The sequence below is a fragment of the Xanthomonas prunicola genome (genome assembly GCF_002846205.1).
Lineage (GTDB): Bacteria > Pseudomonadota > Gammaproteobacteria > Xanthomonadales > Xanthomonadaceae > Xanthomonas > Xanthomonas prunicola.
In genome coordinates, this window is the sequence record NZ_PHKV01000005.1 from 22,196 (window position 1) to 44,696 (window position 22,501).

A 22,501-nucleotide genomic window follows, 5' to 3' on the forward strand; every position below is an offset into this window, starting at 1 on the left:
GCTCAACCCGGTGCGCAGCCTGGCGCATGCGCCGGTGTTCCAGGTGATGTTCACCTGGCAGAACACGCCGCACGTCGAGTTGGCGATGTCCGGTCTGCGCAGCGAGGTCCTGCCCGGGCCGGCCCGCGACGCCAAATACGACCTGGACCTGGAGTTGCAGCTGCAAGACGGCCGCATCGTCGGCAACCTGCGCTTTGCCACCGCCTTGTTCGATGCCGACACGATCCAGCAGCACTGGGACAGCTTCGGCGTCCTGCTCGATGGTCTGCTCGGCGACGATCAGGCGCGCGTGAACCGTTTGTCGCTGCTCGCGCCGGCGCAGCGGCAGCAACTACACGCCTTGCATGCCGGCGATGCGTCGGTCGATACGTGCGCGGCCGCGCCAGGCGACGTGGTGCAGTGGTTCGCGCAGCAGGCTGCGGCCACGCCACAGGCCATCGCGCTGGTCTGCGGCGATGCCACGCTGAGCTATCAGCAGCTGGAGCAGCGCGCCAACCAGTGGGCGCACCGGCTGCTCGCGCTGGGCGCGCGGCCGGAGCGCTGCGTGGCACTGTGCCTGCCACGCGGCATCGCGCAGATCGTCGCCGTGCTGGCGGTGCTCAAGGCCGGTGCCACCTACCTGCCGCTGGAACCCGGCCAACCTGCCGAACGGATCGCCGCAGTCCTGGCCGATGCCCGGCCCGTGCTGGTGCTGGTGGACGCGCATGCCGACATTGCGTGTGCAGCCGACCTGGCCATCCCGGTGCAGACCATCGTTGCGTTGGAGGCCGCCGCCGACAATGCGCCCGCGCACGTCCCGCCGCTGCCGCCACCGAACCCACAGCAGCTGGCCTATACGATCTACACCTCCGGCTCGACCGGCCAGCCCAAGGGCGTGATGGTCGCCCACCACGGCCTGCACGTGCGCCTGGCTGCACTGATCGATACCTATGGGCTGAGCCCGCAGGACCGCGTGCTGCAATTCGCCACGCTGACCTTCGATGCTTCGGTCGAAGAAGTCTTCGGTGCGCTGTGCAGCGGTGCCACCCTCGTGTTGCGCGACGACGACTGGCTCGATACCGAACGCTTCTGGTCGCGCTGCGCACAGGCCGGCGTCACCGTGGTCGATCTGCCGACCCGGTTCTGGGCGCAGCTGTGCGCGCAATCGCTACAGATCCCCGACTGCGTGCGCCAGGTCATCATCGGCGGCGAGGCGCTGACGCCGGCCATGCGCCAGACCTGGGTCCAGGGCACGCGCACGCCGTTGCTGGACACCTACGGCCCGACCGAAGCCATCGTGGTGGCCATCGTCCAGGCAGTCGCCACCGACATGCCGTCCGGTATCGGCCTTCCGCTCGCGGGCACCCAGGCGCACGTGCTGGATCGCCACGTCCAGCCGCTGCCGATCGGCGCGCGCGGCGAACTGCATCTGGCCGGCATGGCGTTGGCACGCGGCTATCTGGGCCGCCCGGATCTGACCGCCGAACGCTTCGTTCCCGACCCGTTCGCCGAACAGCCCGGCCAGCGCATGTACCGCACCGGCGACCTGGCTAGCCGCCGCGTCGATGGCAGCTTGTACTTCCTCGGCCGCAACGACCGCCAACTCAAACTGCGCGGTTTCCGTATCGAGCCGGGCGAGATCGAAGCGGCCTTGCGCGCTTGCGACGGCATCGACGATGCCTTGGTACTGGCGCGCGAGGCTCAGCACGACAACCCGCAGTTGGTCGCCTATCTGATCGGCCGGGACATCGCAGTGCCCGCCGTGCATGCGGCCCTGCGCGACCGCCTGCCTGACTACATGCAGCCGGCCGCCTATGCGGTGCTGGCGTGCTGGCCGCTCACCGCCAGCGGCAAGCTGGATCGCGCCGCCTTGCCGGATCCGCACGCGCACGCTGTCGACGTGCAGGCCCATGCCGCCCCCGAGGGCGAACCGGAAGCCATGCTTGCCGCGCTCTGGAGCGAATTGCTGGGCGTCGAGCGGGTCGGCCGCCACGACAGTTTCTTTGCCCTGGGCGGGCACTCGTTGCTGGCGGTACGCCTGGTCTCGCGCATCCGCAGCACGCTGGGCCTGGAACTGCCGCTGGCCGTGATGTTCGCCCAGCCGCGCCTGGCCGAGATGGCCCAGGCATTGGCCAGCGCCGCCGCCAGCACCCTGCCGGCCATCGTGGCGATGCCGCGTCCTACGGCACTGCCGCTGTCCTTCGCCCAGCAACGGCTGTGGTTCCTGGCGCGGTTCGACGCGCGTGCCGCGCAGGCCTATCTGATGTCCGGCGGGGTGGAGCTGTACGGCGAACTGGATCTGCCGGCGCTACAGCAGGCACTGGACCGCATCGTGGCTCGCCACGAAGCACTGCGCACCAGCTTCATCGATGGCGACGATGGCGCCACCCAACTGATCGCGCCTGCGGAGGTTGGTTTTGCGCTGGATTGCATCGACCTGCGTCAGGCGGCCGATCCGCATGGCGATGCACAGCGTCATGCCGAAGAAGAAACCCACACCCCCTTCGACCTGGCGCGCGGCCCGCTGATCCGCGGTCGTCTGCTGCAGCTGGCCGAGCATGAGCATCGTTTGTTGGTCACCGTGCACCATAGCGTGGCCGACGGCTGGTCGGTCGGCCTGCTGCTGCAGGAACTCGCTGCGCTGTATGCGGCCTTCGTGCAAGGCCAGCCCGATCCACTGCCACCGTTGCCGATCCAGTACGCCGATTACGCCCTGTGGCAGCGCCGCTGGCTCGACGGGCCGGTGCTGCAGCGCCAACTCGATTTCTGGCGCAGCCACCTGCACGCTGCGCCAGCGCTAATGGACCTGCCCACCGACCGGCCACGCCCGCCGCTGCAGGATTACAGCGGCGACATCGTCGACATCAAGCTCGACGCAGAGCTGACCGCCGCACTGCGTCGCCTGAGCCAACGCCACGGCACTACGGTATTCATGGCCATCCTCGCGGCCTGGGCAGCGCTGCTGGCGCGCCTGTCGGGACAGGAGCGCGTCGTGATCGGCGTGCCTGCGGCCAATCGCACCCGTGCCGAACTGGAACCGCTGATCGGATTTTTCGTCAATGCCCAGGCGCTGTGCATCGACCTGAGCGCCAATCCGCGCGTGGCGGAGTTGCTCGCGCAGGTGCGCGACAGCTTGCTGGCCGCGCAGCAGCATCAGGACGTTCCCTTCGAGCAAGTGATCGAGGCGCTCAACCCCGCCCGCAGCCTGGCCGCGCAGCCGGTGTTCCAGGTCATGCTGACCTGGCAGAACGCAGCCACCAGCGACCTGGCGCTGCCCCATCTGCGGCTGTGCCCGATCGAGAACCCGCAACGCGATGCCAAGTTCGACCTCGATCTGTCGCTGCGCGAGGTCGAAGATCGCATCGTCGGCAGTCTGTGCTATGCCACCGCACTGTTCGACCGCAGCAGCATCGAACGCCACGCGGCCCAATTCGTCCAGCTGCTCGCCGGCATGGTCGCCGGCGACAGCATGCGCATTGCGCAGCTGCCGCTGCTGCGCGCGCACGACCGCGTGCAGTTGCTGCAGCAGTCCACCGGCACTGCAATGGCGCTGCCTGGTGCCGACTGCGTCCATCGCCTGTTCGAAGCGCAAGCCCGCCGCACGCCGGAGGCCATCGCCCTGGTCGCCGGCGACACTCAACGCAGTTATGCCGCACTCGACGCGCAGGCCGATCGACTGGCCGCGCGGCTGATCGAACTTGGCGTCGGCCCCGAGCGGCGCGTGGCCGTGTATCTCCACCGTAACCCCGAACTGATCGTCGCCCTGCTGGCCGTGCTCAAGGCCGGCGGCACCTATGTGCCTGTCGACCCCGCCTACCCGATCGAACGCGTCGTCTATCTGCTGGAGGACTGCCGGCCGCGCGTGGTATTGACCACCACCGAACTGGAAGCACAGCTTCCATCCAGTCGCGCCTTGCGCAGCATGCGTGTGGTGCTGCTGGACCAAGCGCCGGACGATACGCTACCGGAGAGCTGTTCGCCGTCACCGACCACCCACTCGGAGCAGGCCGCTTACGTCATCTACACCTCTGGCTCCAGCGGACAGCCCAAGGGCGTGCTGGTCGAACACCGGCAACTGTGCAATCTGATCCACTGGCATATCGCGCGCTTCGATCTGCAGCCCGGCGAACGCTACACCTCGTTGGCAGGGCTGGGTTTCGACGCCGCCACCTGGGAAATCTGGCCCGCCCTGTGTGCCGGCGCCACCTTGCTGCTGGCACCGGCCGCCGCCAGTGCCGATCCCGGCGCGCTGCTCGACTGGTGGCGGCAGCAGCAGATGCATGGCAGCTTCCTGCCCACGCCGTTGGCCGACATCGTACTGCGTGAGCCGGACCTGCCGCCGACGCTGCGGGTACTGCTCACCGGCGGCGATCGGCTCGGCACACTCGCGCACTTGCCATCGGTGCAACTGTTCAACAACTACGGCCCCACCGAGACCACGGTGGTGGCGACCTCGGCGCAGGTCACCCGCGCCGGCGTGCTGCCCGGCATCGGTAAGCCGATCGCCAACACCCGTGCTTATGTGCTGGACGCGCAGGCGCAGTTGGCCGCGATCGACGTCGTCGGCGAATTGCATATCGCCGGCCATCAGCTCGCCCGAGGCTATCTTGGCCGGCCCGGCCTGACCGCCGAGCGCTTCGTGCCCGATCCGTTCGCCGAACAACCCGGCCAACGCATGTACCGCAGCGGCGATCTGGTGCGCTGGCGCGCCGATGGCAGCCTGGATTTCCTCGGCCGCAACGACGCGCAGATCAAGCTGCGCGGCGTGCGCATCGAGCTGGCGGAAATTGAAACGGCACTGCGCGCCTGCCCCGGCGTGCGCGAAGCAGCCGTGCTGTTGCGCCAGGACCGCGCAGACGAAGCGCGTCTGGTGGCCTACGTGGTCGGCGATGCGCAGGCCATTGCTGCCGAGACGCTGCACGGCACCTTGGTGGCGCGTCTGCCCGAGGCCATGTTGCCGGTCGCCTATGTCGCGCTGGACGCGCTGCCGCTCACCGCCAACGGCAAGCTCGATCGCCGCGCCTTGCCGGCACCGGAAGCCGATGCGCTCGCGGTCCAGGCCTATATGCCCCCCGAAGGCGAGGTGGAAACCTTGCTGGCCGCCCTGTGGAGCGAGCTGCTCGGCGTCGAACGCATTGGCCGCCACGACAGCTTCTTTGCCCTCGGCGGACATTCGCTGCTGGCGGTGCGGCTGTCCTCGCGTCTGCGCGCGCAACTCGGCGTGGATGTGGCGCTGGCCGACCTGTTCGCGCAACCGCAGCTGTCCGCACTGGCCGCACGCCTGGCCAGTGCGCACCCCAGTCCGCTGCCGCCGATCGTGCCGGTCCCACGCGACCAGCCGCTGCCGTTGTCCTTCGCACAGCAACGCCTGTGGTTCCTGAGCCAGCTCGACCCCGCTGCCGGTCTTGCCTACCTCATCGATGTGGGCCTGCGCCTGCACGGCACCTTGCGGCCGGATGCGCTGCAACGGGCGCTGGACCGCATCGTTGCGCGCCATGAGGCGCTGCGCACGCGCTTCAGCAGCGCCGACGGCATGCCGGTGCAAAACATTCTGCCCGACAGCGGTGTCCCGCTGGAGTATCACGATCTATCGCAGCAGCCCGATCCCGATGCCGCACTGCGCGAACACGCCCATCTGGAAGCATCGACGCCCTTCGATCTGGCAAACCACTCGCTGATCCGCGGCCGGCTGTTGCGCCTGGCCGAGCACGAACACGTCCTGTTGCTCACCCTGCACCATCTCGTCGCCGACGGTTGGTCCATGCGCATCCTGGTCGAAGAACTGGGCGCTCTGTACGCCGCGTTCGCCGAGGGACGTCCCGACCCGTTGGCTCCGCTCGCCCTGCACTACGCCGATGTCGCCGCCTGGCAACGGCAATGGATCGGCACCGACACCTTGCAGCGGCAACGCGCCTTTTGGCAGGCGCACCTGGATGGCGCGCCGACACAGCTGGCCTTGCCGACCGATCGACAACGGCCGGCCATCCATGACTACCGTGGGGCGTCGATCCCTGTCGTGATCGACGCGGACCTGACCGCTGCGCTGAAGACACTGAGCGGTCATCACCGCACCACCTTGTTCATGACCGTGCTGGCGGCGTGGGCCGTCGTGCTGGCGCGCCTGTCCAACCAGGATCAGGTGGTCATCGGCAGTCCGATCGCCAACCGCACCCGCAGCGAGCTGGAGCCGCTGATCGGCCTGTTCGTCAACACCCAGGCGCTGCGCATCGACCTGCGCGGCAACCCCTCGGTCGCCGAGTTGCTGGCGCAGGTACGCAGCACCGCCCTGGCAGCCCAGGACCATCAAGACCTGCCGTTCGAACACGTCATCGAAGCCCTTAACCCGCAGCGCAGCCTGGCGCATCACCCCGTGTTCCAGGCGATGCTCGCCTGGCAGGAGCAACTGGATGCATCGCCGGATCTGCCTGAGCTGCGTGTTCGCCCGCTCGATCTCGGCGACTCCAGCGCAAAATTCGATCTGCAACTGACGCTACAAACACAGGACGAGCGCATCGTCGGTCAGCTCACGTATGCCGCTGCATTGTTCGACCACAGCAGCATCGAACGCCACCTGGCCCAGTTCCTGACGCTGCTGCGCGGCATGCTCGCCGACGACAGCGCACGCGTCGACCGTTTGCCCCTGCTCAGCGCCGACGAACGCCAGCAATGGTTGCAGGCGACGAACCGTGGCCGGACCGTCTTTGCCGACGACACCTGCCTGCACAGCCTGTTCGAACACCAGGTGACACGCACGCCCCACGCCATCGCCCTGGTCGACGGCGACCGTCAGCTCAGCTACGCCGAGTTCGACGCCCGTGCCAACCAGCTCGCCCATCACCTGATCGCCCAAGGCATCGGTCCGGAAGATCGTGTGGCGTTGTACCTGGAGCGCGGCATCGACCTGGTCGTCGCGCTGCTGGCCGTGCTCAAAGCCGGCGCCGCTTACCTACCCATGGACCCGGCCTACCCTGCCGAGCGGCTGGCCTTCATGCTCGACGATGCGCAGCCGCGCCTGCTGCTCGCCCAGCATGCGTTGGCGGCCAACCTGTCCAATAAATCCTGCATCGCCACCGTGCTGCTGGACGCCGATGCCGAAAGCTGGGCACACCAGCCGACCCATTCGCCCCAGCGCACGGATCTGCTGCCGCAACATCCGGCCTACGTCATCTACACCTCCGGCTCCACCGGCACGCCCAAGGGCGTGGTCGTCGCCCATGCCCAGGTCGTGCGCCTGCTGCACGCCACCCACGCCTGCGTCACCCCCACCGCCGAGGATGTCTGGACCCTGTTCCACTCCTGCGCCTTCGATTTCTCGGTCTGGGAACTGTGGGGCGCCCTGGCCCACGGCGGACGCCTGGTCGTGGTCCCGCAGCACACCGCGCGCGACCCCGCCGCGTTCCATGCCCTGCTCTGCCAGCAACGCGTCAGCGTGCTCAATCAGACCCCCAGCGCCTTCCAGGCGCTGCTCGATGCGCAGCGACGCAGCGACTTGCAGCACAACCTGCGCCTGGTGATCTTCGGCGGCGAAGCGCTGCAACCGGCCATGCTGACGCCGTGGTTCGCCCAGCATGGCCAGCGCACCGCGCTGATCAACATGTACGGCATCACCGAGACCACGGTGCATGTGACCGCGCATGCGCTCTCCGAACACGATGTCGCCCGCGCCGATCGCAGCCTGATCGGCACGCCGCTGGCCGATCTGCGCGCCTATGTGCTGGCAAGCGACGGTCAATGCCTGCCGATCGGCGTGGCCGGCGAACTGCACGTGGCCGGCGCCGGTCTGGCGCGCGGCTATCTGGGCCGTCCGGGATTGACCGCCGAACGCTTTGTGCCCGACCCGTTCGCCGAGCAGCCCGGGGAGCGCATGTACAAGACCGGCGACCTGGCCCGTTGGCAGGCCGACGGCAGCTTGGAATATCTGGGCCGCAACGACGAGCAGGTCAAGCTGCGTGGCTTCCGTATCGAACTGGGTGAGATCGCCGCAGCCCTGCGCGGCTGCGACGGCGTGCGCCAGGCCGCGGTCGTCGTCCGCGCAGACAACACCGGCGACAAGCGCCTGGTCGCCTATCTGGTCGGCGACGACGAGGTCGTCCTCCATGCCGACGCGTTGCGTACCCAGCTCGGCGCACGCCTGCCCGACTACATGTTGCCGGCCGCTTATGTGCAGATCGATGCGCTGCCGCTCACCGCCAACGGCAAGCTCGATCGCCGCGCACTGCCGGCACCCGATGTCGACGCGCTCGCCGCGCAGGCCTACGTTGTACCGGAAGGCGAGCTGGAACGGCTGCTGGCTGCGATGTGGAGCGAGCTGCTCGGCGTCGAAAAAGTCGGCCGTCACGACAGCTTCTTCGCACTGGGCGGTCACTCGCTGCTCGGCGTGCAACTGATCTCGCGCATCCGCAACGCGCTAGGACTGGAACTGCCGCTGGCCGCGCTGTTCGCCCAACCGCGCCTGGCCGATCTGGCCCAGGCACTGGCACACGCCGCCACCAGCACGCTGCCGGCCATCGTGCCGGTCGACCGCGCCCAACCACTGCCGCTGTCCTTCGCCCAACACCGGTTGTGGTTCCTGGCCCAGCTCGACGCCCAAGCCAACCTGGGGTATTTGATGCCCAACGGGCTGCGTCTGCACGGCCCGCTGGATCGCCATGCCCTGCGCCAGGCGTTGGACCGCATCGTCGCCCGCCACGAAACCTTGCGCACCCGTATCGCCCTGCACAACGACGAACCAGTGCAGATCATCGACGCCGACAGCGTCGGCTTCCGGTTGTCCGAATACGATCTCAGCGCTCATCCCGATCCGGAAATACAGACCCAACGCCACGCCGAAGAAGAAACGCTGATCGGCTTCGATCCGGCCCACGACACCTTGGCACGCGGCCGCTTGCTGCATCTGGCCGACGACCACCATGTGCTCTTGATCACCCTGCATCACCTGATCGCCGATGGTTGGTCGATGGCGTTGCTGGTGCGCGAACTGAGCACCCTCTACGCCGCCTTCGCCCAAGGCATGCCCGATCCGCTGCCGCCGCTGCAACTGCAGTACGCCGATATCACCGCGTGGCAGCGCCGCTGGATCAGTGGCGAAGTGTTGCAACGCCAGCGCGACTTCTGGGTCGAGCACTTGTACGACGCCCCGGCACTGCTGGAACTGCCGACTGATCGCCCCCGTCCGGCACTGCCGGACCACTGCGGCGATACGCTGGAATTTGCTCTGGATGCGGAACTGAGCGCGGCGCTGAAAACCCTGAGCCAGCGCCACGGAACCACGGTGTTCATGAGCCTGCTCGCCGCCTGGGGCGTGCTGCTGGCGCGCCTGTCCGGCCAGGACCAGGTCGTCATCGGCACCCCAGTGGCCAACCGTCACCGCAGCGAATTCGAACCGCTGATCGGCCTGTTCGCCAACACCCTGGCGCTGCGCATCGACCTGCGCGCCAATCCGTCGGTCGCCGAATTGCTGGCCCAGGTCCGCGCCACTGCCATGGACGCGCAAGAGCACCAGGATCTGCCCTTCGAACAGGTCATCGAAGCGCTCAACCCGGCGCGCAGCCTGGCCCACCATCCGCTGTTCCAGGTGATGTTCGCCTGGCAGAACACGCCCGACACAGGCATCGCCCTGCCTGGACTGGAGCTGCACCCGGTGCGGCAGACGCTGGCGGTGCGCAAGTTCGATCTGGAACTGACGCTTGCAGAGCGGCACACGGGCGTCTTCGGCGCCATCGGCTATGCCACCGCATTGTTCGAACGTAGCACCGTGCAGCGCTTCCTCGCCTGCTTCCTCCAACTGCTTCGGGCCATGAGCACGCAAGACAGCGTCCGTGTGACCCAGTTGCCCTGGTTGCCCGCAGACCAACGCGACCAGTTGCTACATGTCTTCAATGCCAACGAGACCGTCCTGCCCCAGCTAGCGACCCTGACCCAAGCACTGCATGCACAGGTCCAGCGCGCCCCGCAGGCACCGGCACTGATCGACGGCGACCTGGTCGTGAGTTACGCCGAGCTGCAGGAGCGGGCCGCCATTCTGGCCCAACGACTGCTCGCCTCGGGCGTCACGCCGGGCGCCTGCGTGGCGCTGCTGCTGCCACGCTCGGCGCTGTTGATCGTGGCCGAACTGGCGGTGCTGATGTGCGGCGCCGCCTATGTCGCCCTGGATCAGACGCAGCCGCAAGCGCGCCTGCGCGCACTGCTGCACGACTGCGCAGCCGCCGCGCTGCTGTGCAGCGCCGACAACCCGCTCGACGCAGTGTCCATGCCACGTCTGGAGCTGGACTGGGCCGCGCTCGTTGGCGAGGCCGACGCACCGCTCGTCGACGCCACACCCAACAGCGTCGCCTATGTCGTCTACACCTCCGGCTCCAGCGGCACCCCCAAAGGCGTGGCCGTGTCGCATGCGGCCGTGCTGGCGTTTGCGCTCAACCCGCAGCATGCGCCGTTGCAGTCGCAGGACCGCGTCGCGTTCCTGGCCAATCCCGCGTTCGATGCCAGCACCTTCGAAGTGTGGGCCACGCTGCTGCATGGCGCGGCCATCGTCGTCGTCGACCAGCAGACGCTGCTCGACCCGATCTCACTGGCGCAGTACCTGACCGCCACCGAGGTCAGCATCCTGCATCTGACCGCCGGGCTGTTGCCCGGCTATTGGCCGGCCTTGCGCGGCCTGCTGCCGAGGCTGCGTTGCCTGCTCACCGGCGGCGACAGCGTCGATGCCGGCAGCGTCGCCGCCATCCTGGCCCACGCGCCACCGCAACGGCTGCTGCATTGCTATGGCCCGACCGAGACCACCACCTTCAGCGTGGTGCGCCCGGTCGCGACAGTGGCCGCGGACGCGGCGCGGATCCCGCTCGGCCGGCCGTTGCCGGGCAGCCGTGCCTACGTGCTCGACCGCCACGGCCAACCGACGCCGGTCGGCGTCGCCGGCGAACTGCACATCGCCGGTGCGCAGCTGGCGCAAGGCTACCTGCATCGCCCCGACCTGACCGCCGAACGCTTCGTGCCCGATCCGTTCGCCGAACAAGCCGGCGAGCGCATGTACAAGACCGGCGACCTGGCGCGCTGGCGCGATGACGGACTGCTGGAGTTCCTCGGTCGCAACGACGATCAGGTCAAGATCCGTGGCTTTCGCATCGAACCGGGCGAGATCGAAGCGGCCTTGCGGGCCTGCATTGGCGTGCAGGAAGCAGTGGTCGTCGCGCGCAGCGACACCGGCGAAAAACGCCTGGTCGCCTATCTCGTCGGCGACACGTCGGCCGTGGACCCGGCCGCACTGCGTACCCAACTCGCCGCGCGCCTGCCCGAACATATGCTGCCGGCCGCCTACGTGCAGCTCGATGCGCTGCCGCTGACGCCCAACGGCAAGCTCGATCGCGTCGCCCTGCCGGCGCCGGACGATCAGGCACTCCACCTACACACCTATGTCGCCCCGCAGGGCGATCTCGAACATGTCCTGGCCACGCTGTGGAGCGAGCTGCTCGGCGTCGAACAGGTCGGCCGCAACGACGACTTCTTCGCCCTCGGCGGCCACTCGCTGCTGGCGATCAAACTGATCGAACGCTTACGCCGGCTTGGCTGGCAGTTGGACGTACGCAGCCTGTTCAGCACACCGACTCTGGCGAGCCTGGCGGCAGGGTTGGCGGCGGCGTCAGAGGTGATCGCTCCCCCCAACCCGATTGGCCCCAACTGCACGCGCATCACCCCCGAGTTGCTGCCGCTGGTCGCGCTGACCCAGCCGGAGATCGATACGGTGGTGGCCAGCGTCGAAGGCGGCGCGGCCAACGTGCAGGACATCTATCCACTGGCGCCGTTGCAGGAAGGCCTGCTGTTCCACCACCTGGCCGATCCGCTCGCCGACCCCTATCTGCACTCGTTCCTGCTCAGCTTCCCGTGCCGCGACCAGCTCGATGCGTTCCTCGACGCGCTCGATCAGGTCATCGCCCGCCACGACATCCTGCGCACCGGCGTCGCCTGGCAGGGCCTGCCTGCACCGGTGCAGGTGGTCTGGCGCCAGGCCACGCTCGTGCGTCGCCTGCATACCTTCGACGGATCCGACCCTGCCGCTCGGTTGCAGGCGTGGATGCACGCACCGGCCGCCGCGCTCAGCCTGCAGCAAGCTCCGCTGATCCGCGCCCATCTGGCCCACGACCCGAACGCCGGACGCTGGCTGCTCGGCCTGCAACAGCATCATCTGGTGATGGACCACACCACCCTGGAACTGGTCATCGAGGAGGTGCGCGCCTACTTGGGCGGGCAGCAGCGGCATCTGCCGGTGCCACTGCCGTTCCGCGATTTCATCGCCCACGCGCGCAACGGAATGTCCGAGCAGGAACACCAGGCCTTCTTCACCGCGATGCTTGCCGACATCGATGCACCCACTGCCCCGTTCGGCGTGCTTGCACCGGTACACGACCCGGAGACCCTGCAGCAGATTCACCGGACGTTGCCCGCAGAGCTGGCCCAGGCGCTGCGCACCCAGGCACGCCGCTGGGGCGTCAATGTCGCCAGCCTGTTCCACCTGGCCTACGCGGTGCTGCTGGCCCGCAGCAGCGGGAGCGACGAGGCGGTGTTCGCCACCATGCTCTCCGGGCGCATGCATGCCAGCGCCGGCGTAGACCGTGTGCTGGGGATGTTTCTCAACACCTTGCCGATCCGCCTGGGCAGCGCACACGACACCGTCCTGGACGCCGTACGCCATACCCAGGTCTGCCTGGCCCGGCTGCTGCAGCACGAACATGCCCCGCTCGCGCTGGCACAGCGCTGCAGCAACCTGGACCCGGCGCTGCCGCTGCTGTCTGCCCTGCTCAATTACCGCTTTGCCGGCGGCAGCAAGGTGCTGGCTGCTGACGCTCTTCCGAAGCACGATCCCTTGCGCGAAGTGCAGGAAATCGGCGGCCAGGAGCGCACCCACTATCCGCTGGCAGTGTCGGTCAACGATCACATCGAGGAGGGCGGGTTCTCCTTGGACGTGCAGTGCGTGGCCCGGAGCGGCGTCGAGCGCATCGCAGAGATGATGCTGCAGATCGTGCACGCCCTGGTCCAGGCGCTGGAGCAGGCGCCGGACGCTCCGCTGCACGCACTGGAACTGCTGCCTGCTGACCAACGCACACAGCTGCTGCAACAGTTCGGCTGCAGCAGCGCGCCATGGCCGGACACGCCCTTGCTGCAGCCGCTGTTCGACGCGCAGTGCCGGCGCAGCCCCGACGCACCGGCCTTGTCCGATGCGCAGTTGCAGCTCACCTACGCCCAGCTCGATGCGCGCGCCAACCGCCTGGCCCACCGCCTGATCGCCGCCGGTGTGCGCCCGGATACCCGCGTGGCGCTGTACCTCCCGCGCGGCGCCGAGCGCCTGGTCGCCCTGCTGGCCGTGCTCAAGGCCGGCGGCGCCTATGTCCCGCTCGACCCGGATCATCCCACCGAGCGCCTGGCCTTCATGCTGGACGATGCGCGCGTACGCGTCGTGCTGACCGATGCCCAGCTGCAGCAGCGATTGCCCGCCAGCCGCGCCCTGCAGCGGATGACCGTCATGCTGCTCGATGCACCGCTGCCGGCAGTGGACCCCGCCCACGACCACGCGCCGCTCATCGACGGCCTGCACCCTGACCATCTGGCCTACGTCATCTACACCTCCGGCTCCACCGGACAGCCCAAGGGCGTCATGGTCAGCCATCGTGGCCTGGTCAACCTGGCCCTGGCCCAGATCGCCGCCTTCGCCGTCCAGCCAGACAGCCGCGTGCTGCAACTGGCCAGCATCGGCTTCGATGCCTGTGTCTCCGAACTGCTGATGGCCTGGCTGGCTGGCGCCTGCCTGCACGTCCCGCCCGCCGAGGCGCTGGCAGGACAGGCCCTGCTGGAAGTCATCAACGACCAGCGCATCACCCACCTGACCGTGACCCCGACGGTGCTGGCCTCGCTGCCCGAGCAGGCCCGTTGCCCCAGCGTGCAGACCCTGGTGTTGGCCGGCGAGGCCGCCGACACCGACCTAGCCCGCCGCTGGCAGGCGCAGACCCGGGTGATCAACGCCTACGGCCCTACCGAGGCCAGCGTCTGCGCCAGCCTGCATCTGGACGGTGTCCAGGACGGTGAGCGCCTGCCGATCGGCCGGCCGATGGCCAATGTCCGCCTGTACGTGCTCGATCGGCGCGGCCGACCCGCGCCGATCGGCGTGGCCGGCGAACTGCATATCGCCGGCCATGGCCTGGCGCGCGGCTATCTTGGCCGTGCGGACCTGACGGCCGAGCGCTTTGTCCCCGACCCGTTCGCCGAGCACCCAGGTGAGCGCCTGTACCGCACCGGCGACCTGGCCCGTTGGCATGCCGACGGCACGCTGGAGTTTCTCGGCCGCAACGACGAGCAGGTCAAGATCCGCGGCGTGCGCATCGAACTGGGCGAGATCCAGGCCGCCCTGCGCACTTGCCACGGCGTGCGCGAGGCGGCGGTCGTCGCCGGTGCCGACAACAACGGCGACAAACGTCTGCTCGCCTATCTGGTCGGCGACGTCGAGGGCGCGCTCGCCGCCGACACCATACGTACCGAGCTTGGCATCCGCCTGCCCGAGGTCATGCTGCCGGCCGCCTATGTGCAACTGGATGCACTGCCGCTGACCGCCAGCGGCAAACTCGATCGCCGTGCCCTGCCGGCACCCGATGCCGATGCGCTCGCCGCGCAGGCCTATGCGGCTCCCGAAGGCGAGCTGGAGATCCTGCTGGCCGCGCTGTGGAGCGAGCTGCTCGGCGTCGAACGGGTCGGCCGCCACGCCAACTTCTTCGCCCTGGGCGGGCATTCGCTGCTGGCGATCAAGCTGATCGAACGCCTGCGCCAGCAGGGCTGGGAGCTGCAGGTGCGTGCCCTGTTCGGCGCCACCACCCTGGCCGACCTGGCCGCCGCGCTGCGCCACAGCGCGGCGGTAGAGGTACCCCCCAACCGCATCGCCGCCGACTGCACCCGCATCACCCCCGAGTTGCTGCCGCTGGTCCAGCTGACCCAGGCCGAGATCGACACGGCCGTGGCCACCGTCGAAGGCGGCGCGGCCAATGTGCAGGACCTCTACCCGCTGGCCCCGCTGCAGGAGGGCCTGTTGTTCCATCACCTGGCCAGCCCTCAAGGCGATGCCTACCTCGGCACCAGCGTGCTGGCCTTCGACACCCGACCACGACTGGACGCCTTCGTCGCGGCCCTGGATGCGGTCATCGCCCGCCACGACATCCTGCGTACCGGTTTCGCCTGGCAAGGCTTGCGCGAGCCGATGCAGATCGTCTGGCGCCACGCCACCTTGCCACTGCACGAACACACCACCAGCGAGTCCGATGCCCTGGCTGCGCTAACGGCCCGCATGGATCCCACCCGCTGCCGGCTCGATGTCACCCAGGCACCGCTGCTGCGCGGACACATCTCCCAGGATACCGCCCAGGACCGCTGGCTGCTCGGCCTGCAGACCCATCACCTGATCATCGATCACACCACCCTGGAACTGCTGGTCGAGGAAATCCAGCTCCACCTCGACCAGCGCACTCACCAACTGCCCAAACCGCTACCGTTCCGCGACTTCGTGGCCCAGGCCCGCCTGGGCGTCTCGCCGGACGAGCACACCGCGTTCTTCACCGAGCGCCTGGCCGACGTCCAGGTACCGACGACGCCGTTCGGATTGGGCCAGGTACGCGGCAACGGCGCGGACATCGAACAGGTGCAAAAAACCTTGCCCGCCCCGCTGTGTGCCAGCGTGCGCCGGCAGGCGCGCCAGCTCGATGTCAGCCCCGCCAGCCTGTTCCATCTGGCCTATGCGCTGGTGCTGGCCCAGGCCAGCGGCCAGGACGACGTGGTGTTCGGAACCGCCCTGTTCGGGCGCATGCACGCCGGCGCCGGCGCCGACCGCGTGCTGGGCATGTTCCTCAACACCTTGCCCATCCGCCTGCAGCGCGACGGCCGCAGCGTGGTCGACGCCGTGCGCCACACCCAGCAGCAGCTGGCCCAGCTGATCCATCACGAACATGCGCCGCTCGCGCTGGCACAACGCTGCAGCGGCATCGCGGCACCCGCTCCGCTGTTCACCGCTTTACTCAACTACCGCCATGTTGGCAGCAGCAAGCTCTTTGCAGACGACACCACCACGCAGGATCCATGGCGCGGCATCCAGATGTTGCTCGCGCAGGAGCGGACCAACTATCCGTTGGGGCTGGCCGTAGACGACACCGACCAGGCGTTTGTGTTGACGATCAAAGTCCAGCAAGGATATGGCGCCGAGCGCATCGCGCAACAGGTGGAGCATGCCCTTCAGGTTTTGACAGAAGCGCTGACGCAGATGCCGACTACGCCGCTGCGTGCGTTAACCCTACTGCCGCAGCATGAGCGCGACGCCTTGTTGCACCATGCCATCGGCAGCCCTGCCGTCGTCCCACACGGTTGTCTGCACAGCTTGTTCGAGCAACAGGCGACACGTACCCCGGAAGCGATTGCGGTGGTTGGTGAGCAGGCGACGCTGACCTACGCAGAGCTCAATGCCCGCGCCAATGCCCTGGCGCATCGACTGATCGCACTTGGCATACAGCCGGACAGCCGCGTCGCCCTGTGCCTGGAACGCGGCGTCGGCGCGATCGTGGCGATGCTCGGCGTCCTCAAGTCGGGCAGCGCTTATGTCCCGCTGGATCCTGCACTGCCAGGGGCGCGGTTGCACGACATGCTGGAAGACTGCACCGCCCGCGCCATCGTCGTCGACAAAACACTGCCGCACTCGCTGCGCACGACGCTATCGCTGCCGACCATCGCTGTGGCCGACCTGGCGTTCAACCAGGATGCGATGCAAACGCTCAATCCCGATCTGGTCGGCCTGTGCCCGCAGAACCTGGCCTACGTGATGTACACCTCCGGCTCCACCGGCCGACCCAAGGCGGCCATGGTCACCCACCATGGACTGGTCCACTACGCCATGGCGCTGACCGAACGCTGCGCGCTACAGCCCGGCGATGCGTCGTTGGTATTCACCTCGCTGCACTTCGACCTGGCCCTCACCGGCGTCTATCCGCCGCTGCTGTGTGGCGCCACCGTGCAGGTGTGCGCCCATGACAGCGGTCCATCGGCGTGGCTGCAGGCGCTGCAGCAAGGCCGTGGCATCGCGCCACTGAAACTCACCCCCTCGCATCTTTCGCTGTTGCAGCAGGCGCTGGGCGATAGCGATATATCGCTGGAAGGCTGTGTGCGGGTTCTGGTGCTCGGCGGCGAAGCGCCGTCGTTGGATGCGGTGCGCTGGTGGCGGGCGCGGGCGCCGAGCACACGGATCTTCAACCATTACGGCCCGACCGAGACCACGGTGGGCTGCGTCATGCACGAGCTGCGCGCCGATGAAGACACCATTGCGCTTGGACAGCCCCTCGCTGGCGCACGCCTGTACGTCCTCGATGCGCACGCCCAGCTGTCTCCCTACGCGGCGCCTGGCGAATTGCACATCGCCGGTGCCGGACTGGCGCGGGGGTATCTCGGTCGGCCCGATCTGACCGCCGAGCGCTTCGTCCCCGATCCGTTCGCCGATCAACCCGGCCAGCGCATGTACCGCACCGGCGATCTCGCCCTCTGGCGTGCCGACGGCATCCTGGACTTCCTCGGTCGCAACGACGATCAGGTCAAGCTGCGCGGCTTCCGCATTGAACCCGCTGAGATTGCCGCCGCCCTGCGCGATTGCCCCGGCGTTCAAGACGCCACCGTGCTGCTGCGCGAGGACACGCCGGGCGAGCCGCGTCTGGTCGCGTATGTGGTCGGCGCAGCCGGGCATCTGGCAGCCGAAACGCTGCGCACGCTGCTGGCCGCGCACCTGCCGGAGTACATGCTGCCCACCGCTTACGTCACGCTCGATGCCCTGCCCCTGACCGCCAACGGCAAGCTCGATCGTCGTGCCCTGCCGGCGCCGGACGCCGACGCGCTCGCCGCACAGGCCTATGCGCCGCCCCACGGGGAGCTGGAAACCCTGCTCGCCGCGCTCTGGCGCGAACTGCTCGGCGTCGAACGCGTCGGTCGCCACGACGACTTCTTCGCCCTCGGCGGGCACTCCCTGCTCGCGGTGCGCCTGATCTCGCGCATCCGCAGCAGCCTCGGCCTGGAACTGCCCCTGACCGCGCTGTTCGCCCGGCCACGCCTGGCCGCACTGGCTGATGCCCTGCACAACGCCGCCGCCAGCACCTTGCCGGCCATCGTACCGGCCGACCGAAGCGCGCCGCTGCCGCTGTCCTTCGCCCAACACCGTCTGTGGTTCCTCGCCCAGCTCGACGCCCAGGCCGATCTGGCCTACCTGATGCCCAACGCCCTGCGCCTGCGCGGTCACCTCGATCGCGACGCCCTGCGCCAAGCCCTGAACCGCATCGTCGCCCGCCATGAGACCTTGCGCACCCGCATCGCCCTGCACCACGACGAGCCGGTGCAGATCATCGACGCCGACAGCGTCGGCTTCCCGCTTTCCGAACACGATCTGCGCGATGCCGCCGATCCTCTCGCCCTTGCCCAGCAACGCGCCGAGCAGGAGACCCGCACCCCCTTCAACCGGGCCCACGACACCCTGGTGCGCGGCCAGCTACTGCGACTGGCCGACGACGACCATGTCCTGCTCGTCACCTTGCACCACCTGATCTCCGATGGCTGGTCGATGGGACTGCTGGTGCGCGAACTGAGCACCCTCTACGCCGCCTTCGCCCATGGCCTGACCGATCCGCTGCCGCCGCTGGCGCTGCAGTACGCCGACATCGCCGTGTGGCAGCGCCGCTGGATCAGTGGCGAGGTGTTGCAACGCCAGCGCGACTTCTGGGTCGCCCATCTGCAGGGCGCGCCGGACCTGCTGGACCTGCCCACCGACCGGCCACGGCCGGCGCTGCAGGACGCCCGCGGCGACACGCTGGCCTTCGCGCTGGAAGCGCCGCTGACGGCGGCACTCAAAACCCTCAGCCAGCGGCACGGCACCACGCTGTTCATGACCCTGCTCACGGCCTGGGGCGTGCTCCTCGCGCGCCTGTCCGGCCAGGAGCGAGTGGTCATCGGCACCCCGGTGGCCAACCGTCATCGCAGCGAGGTCGAGCCGCTGATCGGCCTGTTCGTCAACACCCAGGCCCTGTGCGTCGACCTGCGCGCCGATCCCTCGGTCACCGAGCTGCTGGACCAGGTTCGCACCACCGCCCTGGCCGCACAGCACCACCAGGACTTGCCATTCGAGCAGGTCATCGAAGCGCTCAACCCACCGCGCAACCTGGCCCACGCGCCGGTGTTCCAGGTCATGTTCGCCTGGCAGAACACCCCCGAACGTACCATCGACCTACCTGGATTGGTCACCGAGGGCATCGCCGCGGCCTTGCCCACGATCAAGTTCGATCTGGATCTGTCCCTGCAAGAGGTCGATGGCCGCATCGCCGGCAGCCTGAGCTATGCCACTGCGCTGTTCGACCGCCGCACCATCGAGCGCCAGGTGGCCCAGTTCGTCCAGGTGCTCGCCGGCATGGCTGCCGACGCACAGGCACCCGTCGCGCAGCTGCCGCTGCTGCCTGCCGACGAACGCGCGCAGGTGCAGCGCTTCACCGTCACCGAGACCGCGCCGTGCGCAGCGGCCACGTGCATCCACCACCTGTTCGAAGACCAGGTGCGCCGCACGCCAGAGGCCATCGCCCTGCGCGAAGGCACGCGCACGCTGCGCTATGCCGAACTGGAGGCACGCGCCAACCGGCTGGCGCTTCGGCTCCGCAGCGCGGGTGTCGGCCTGGAGAGCCGGGTCGCCGTGTACCTGCCGCGCAGCATCGACCAGATCGTCGCGGTCCTCGCCACGCTCAAGGCCGGTGCCGCCTATCTGCCGCTGGATCCGGAGCTACCGCGCGAGCGGCTCGCGTTCCTGCTGGCCGACAGCCGTCCGCGTGCGGTGCTGACGCGCACCGACCTGGGCGCGCGCTTGCAGGCCGCGCACTGCATGCCCGACAGCCGCGTACTGCTCCTGGATCTGCAGGCCGATGCGGCCTCGGAGACCGAGGTGGCACTGCACGATGCCGCTGCACCGACAGTCCCCGGCCTGTGCCCGGACAACCTGGCCTACGTCATCTACACCTCCGGCTCCAGCGGCCAGCCCAAGGGCACCTTGCTCACCCACGCCAGTGCCACGCACTACCTGCAGTGGGCCGTGCAGACCTATCGGCCGCACCCCAGCGCGGTGGTGTCCTCCTCCTTGTCCTTCGACGCCACCCTGACCAGCCTGCTCGCCCCGCTGCTGTGCGGCGCCGAGGTCGAACTGCTGCCCGAACACGACACCCTCGATGCGCTGCGCCAGCGGCTGTGCGATCCCACCCCGCTCGGCCTGGTCAAGCTCACCCCGGCGCATCTGGAAGTGCTCGGTCAGCAGTTGGCCGACCATCGGCAACCGCTCAGCCCCGCGGTGATGGTGATCGGTGGCGAAGCCCTGTCCGCGGCCACGCTGGCGCGTTGGCAAACGCTGGCACCGCATACCCGCCTGATCAACGAATACGGCCCCACCGAGACCGTGGTCGGCTGCGTGGTGCATGAAGCCACTGACGAGGACGCCCACGCCGCGCATGGCCGCGTGCCGATCGGCCGGCCGATCGACCATCTGCGTCTCTACGTCCTCGATCCCCACGGCCAGCCGGCGCCGATCGGCGTGGCCGGACACCTGCATATCGCCGGCCCGCAGCTGGCCCGCGGGTATCTCGGGCGCCCGGACCTGACCGCCGAACGCTTCGTGCCCGATCCGTTCGCCGATCAGCCAGGTGCGCGCATGTACCGCAGCGGCGACCTGGCCTGCTGGCGCGCCGACGGCACACTCGATTATCTCGGGCGCAACGACGATCAGGTCAAGCTACGCGGCTTCCGCATCGAACTCGGAGAAATCGCCGCCGCGCTGCGTGCGTGTGCCGGCGTCGAGGACGCCGCCGTGCTGCTGCGCGAAGACAACCCGGGCGAGCCGCGCCTGGTCGCCTATCTGATCGGCGCTAGCGACGCGCACAGCGCCGACCGCCTGCGCAACCAGTTGGCCGATCGCCTGCCGGAGGCGATGCTGCCGACCGCCTATGTCTGGCTCGACAGCTTGCCGCTGACCGCAAACGGCAAACTCGACCGCAGCGCCCTGCCGGCGCCCGACGCCAGCGCACTCGCCGCACAGCGCTACGCCGCCCCCGAAGGCGCGCTGGAAACCCTGCTCGCCACGCTGTGGAGCGAGCTGCTCGGCACCGAACAGGTCGGCCGCCGCGACAGCTTCTTCGCCCTCGGCGGTCACTCGCTGCTGGCGGTGCGGCTGATCTCGCGTCTGCGCAGCACCCTGGGCATCGAGCTGCCATTGGCGACACTGTTCGCGCGGCCGTGCCTGGCCGATCTGGCGCGAGCGCTGCACGGCGCCGCCGCCAGCACCTTGCCTGCGATCGTGCCGGCCGACCGCACCCATCCACTGCCGCTGTCCTTCGCCCAGCAACGGCTGTGGTTCCTGGCCCAGCTCGACGCCCAGGCCGACCTGTCCTACCTGATGCCCAACGGCCTGCGTCTGCATGGCCCGCTGGATCGCCACGCCCTGCGCCAGGCATTGGACCGCGTCGTCGCCCGGCACGAGACCTTGCGCACCCGTATCGCCCTGTACAACGACGAACCGGTGCAGATCATCGACGCCGACAGCGTCGGCTTCCCGCTGTCCGAACACGATCTCGGTGGCTGTCCCGATCCGGAAGCACGGATTCAACGCCACGCCGAAGAAGAAGCGCTGACGGCCTTCGATCCGGCTCACGCCACCTTGGCACGCGGCCGCTTGCTGCGTCTGGCCGATGACGACCATCTGCTGTTGATCACCCTGCATCACCTGGTCTGCGATGGCTGGTCCATGACCGTGCTGGTGCGCGAACTGAGCACCCTCTATGCCGCCTTCGCCCAAGGCCAGCCCGATCCGCTGCCGCCGCTGCAACTGCAGTACGCCGATATCGCCGTGTGGCAGCGCCGCTGGATCGACGGCGAGGTGTTGCAACGCCAGCGCGACTTCTGGATCGAGCACTTGCATGACGCCCCGGCGCTGCTGGAACTGCCGACCGACCGACCGCGCCCGGCGCGGCAGGACGCAGGCGGCGACACGCTCCCATTCGCACTCGACGCCCAGCTCAGCGCTGCGCTGACAGCGCTGAGCCAGCGTCACGGCACGACCGTGTTCATGACCTTGCTGGCCGCCTGGGGCGTGCTGCTGGCGCGTCTGGCCGGCCAGGAGCAGGTGGTCATCGGCACCCCGGTCGCCAACCGCACCCGCAGCGAACTGGAGCCGTTGATCGGCCTGTTCGTCAACACCCAGGCGCTGCGCATCGACCTGCGCGGCAATCCCTCGTTCGCCGACCTGTTGGGCCAGGTGCGCGCCACCGCGCTGGCCGCACAGGCGCATCAGGACATCCCCTTCGAGCAGGTGATCGAAGCGCTCAACCCGGCGCGCAACCTCGCCCACCACCCGCTGTTCCAGGCCATGTTCGCCTGGCAGAACACCCCCAGCGTCGCGCTGGAGCTGCCCGATCTGCGCCTGCACAGCGTGCAACGCGCATCTGCC

At 68.7% G+C, this 22,501-nt stretch carries 1 protein-coding gene (only partly in view); it reads left to right on the top strand.

This entire window lies inside a single protein-coding gene on the top strand: locus XpruCFBP8353_RS15560, encoding a non-ribosomal peptide synthase/polyketide synthase (protein WP_162301080.1). The 38,334-nt coding sequence extends 4,229 nt beyond the window's left edge and 11,604 nt beyond its right edge, so the window shows coding positions 4,230-26,730 (codon 1,410, partial, through codon 8,910, complete); the first complete codon in view begins at position 2. Both codon boundaries (start and stop) fall beyond the window edges.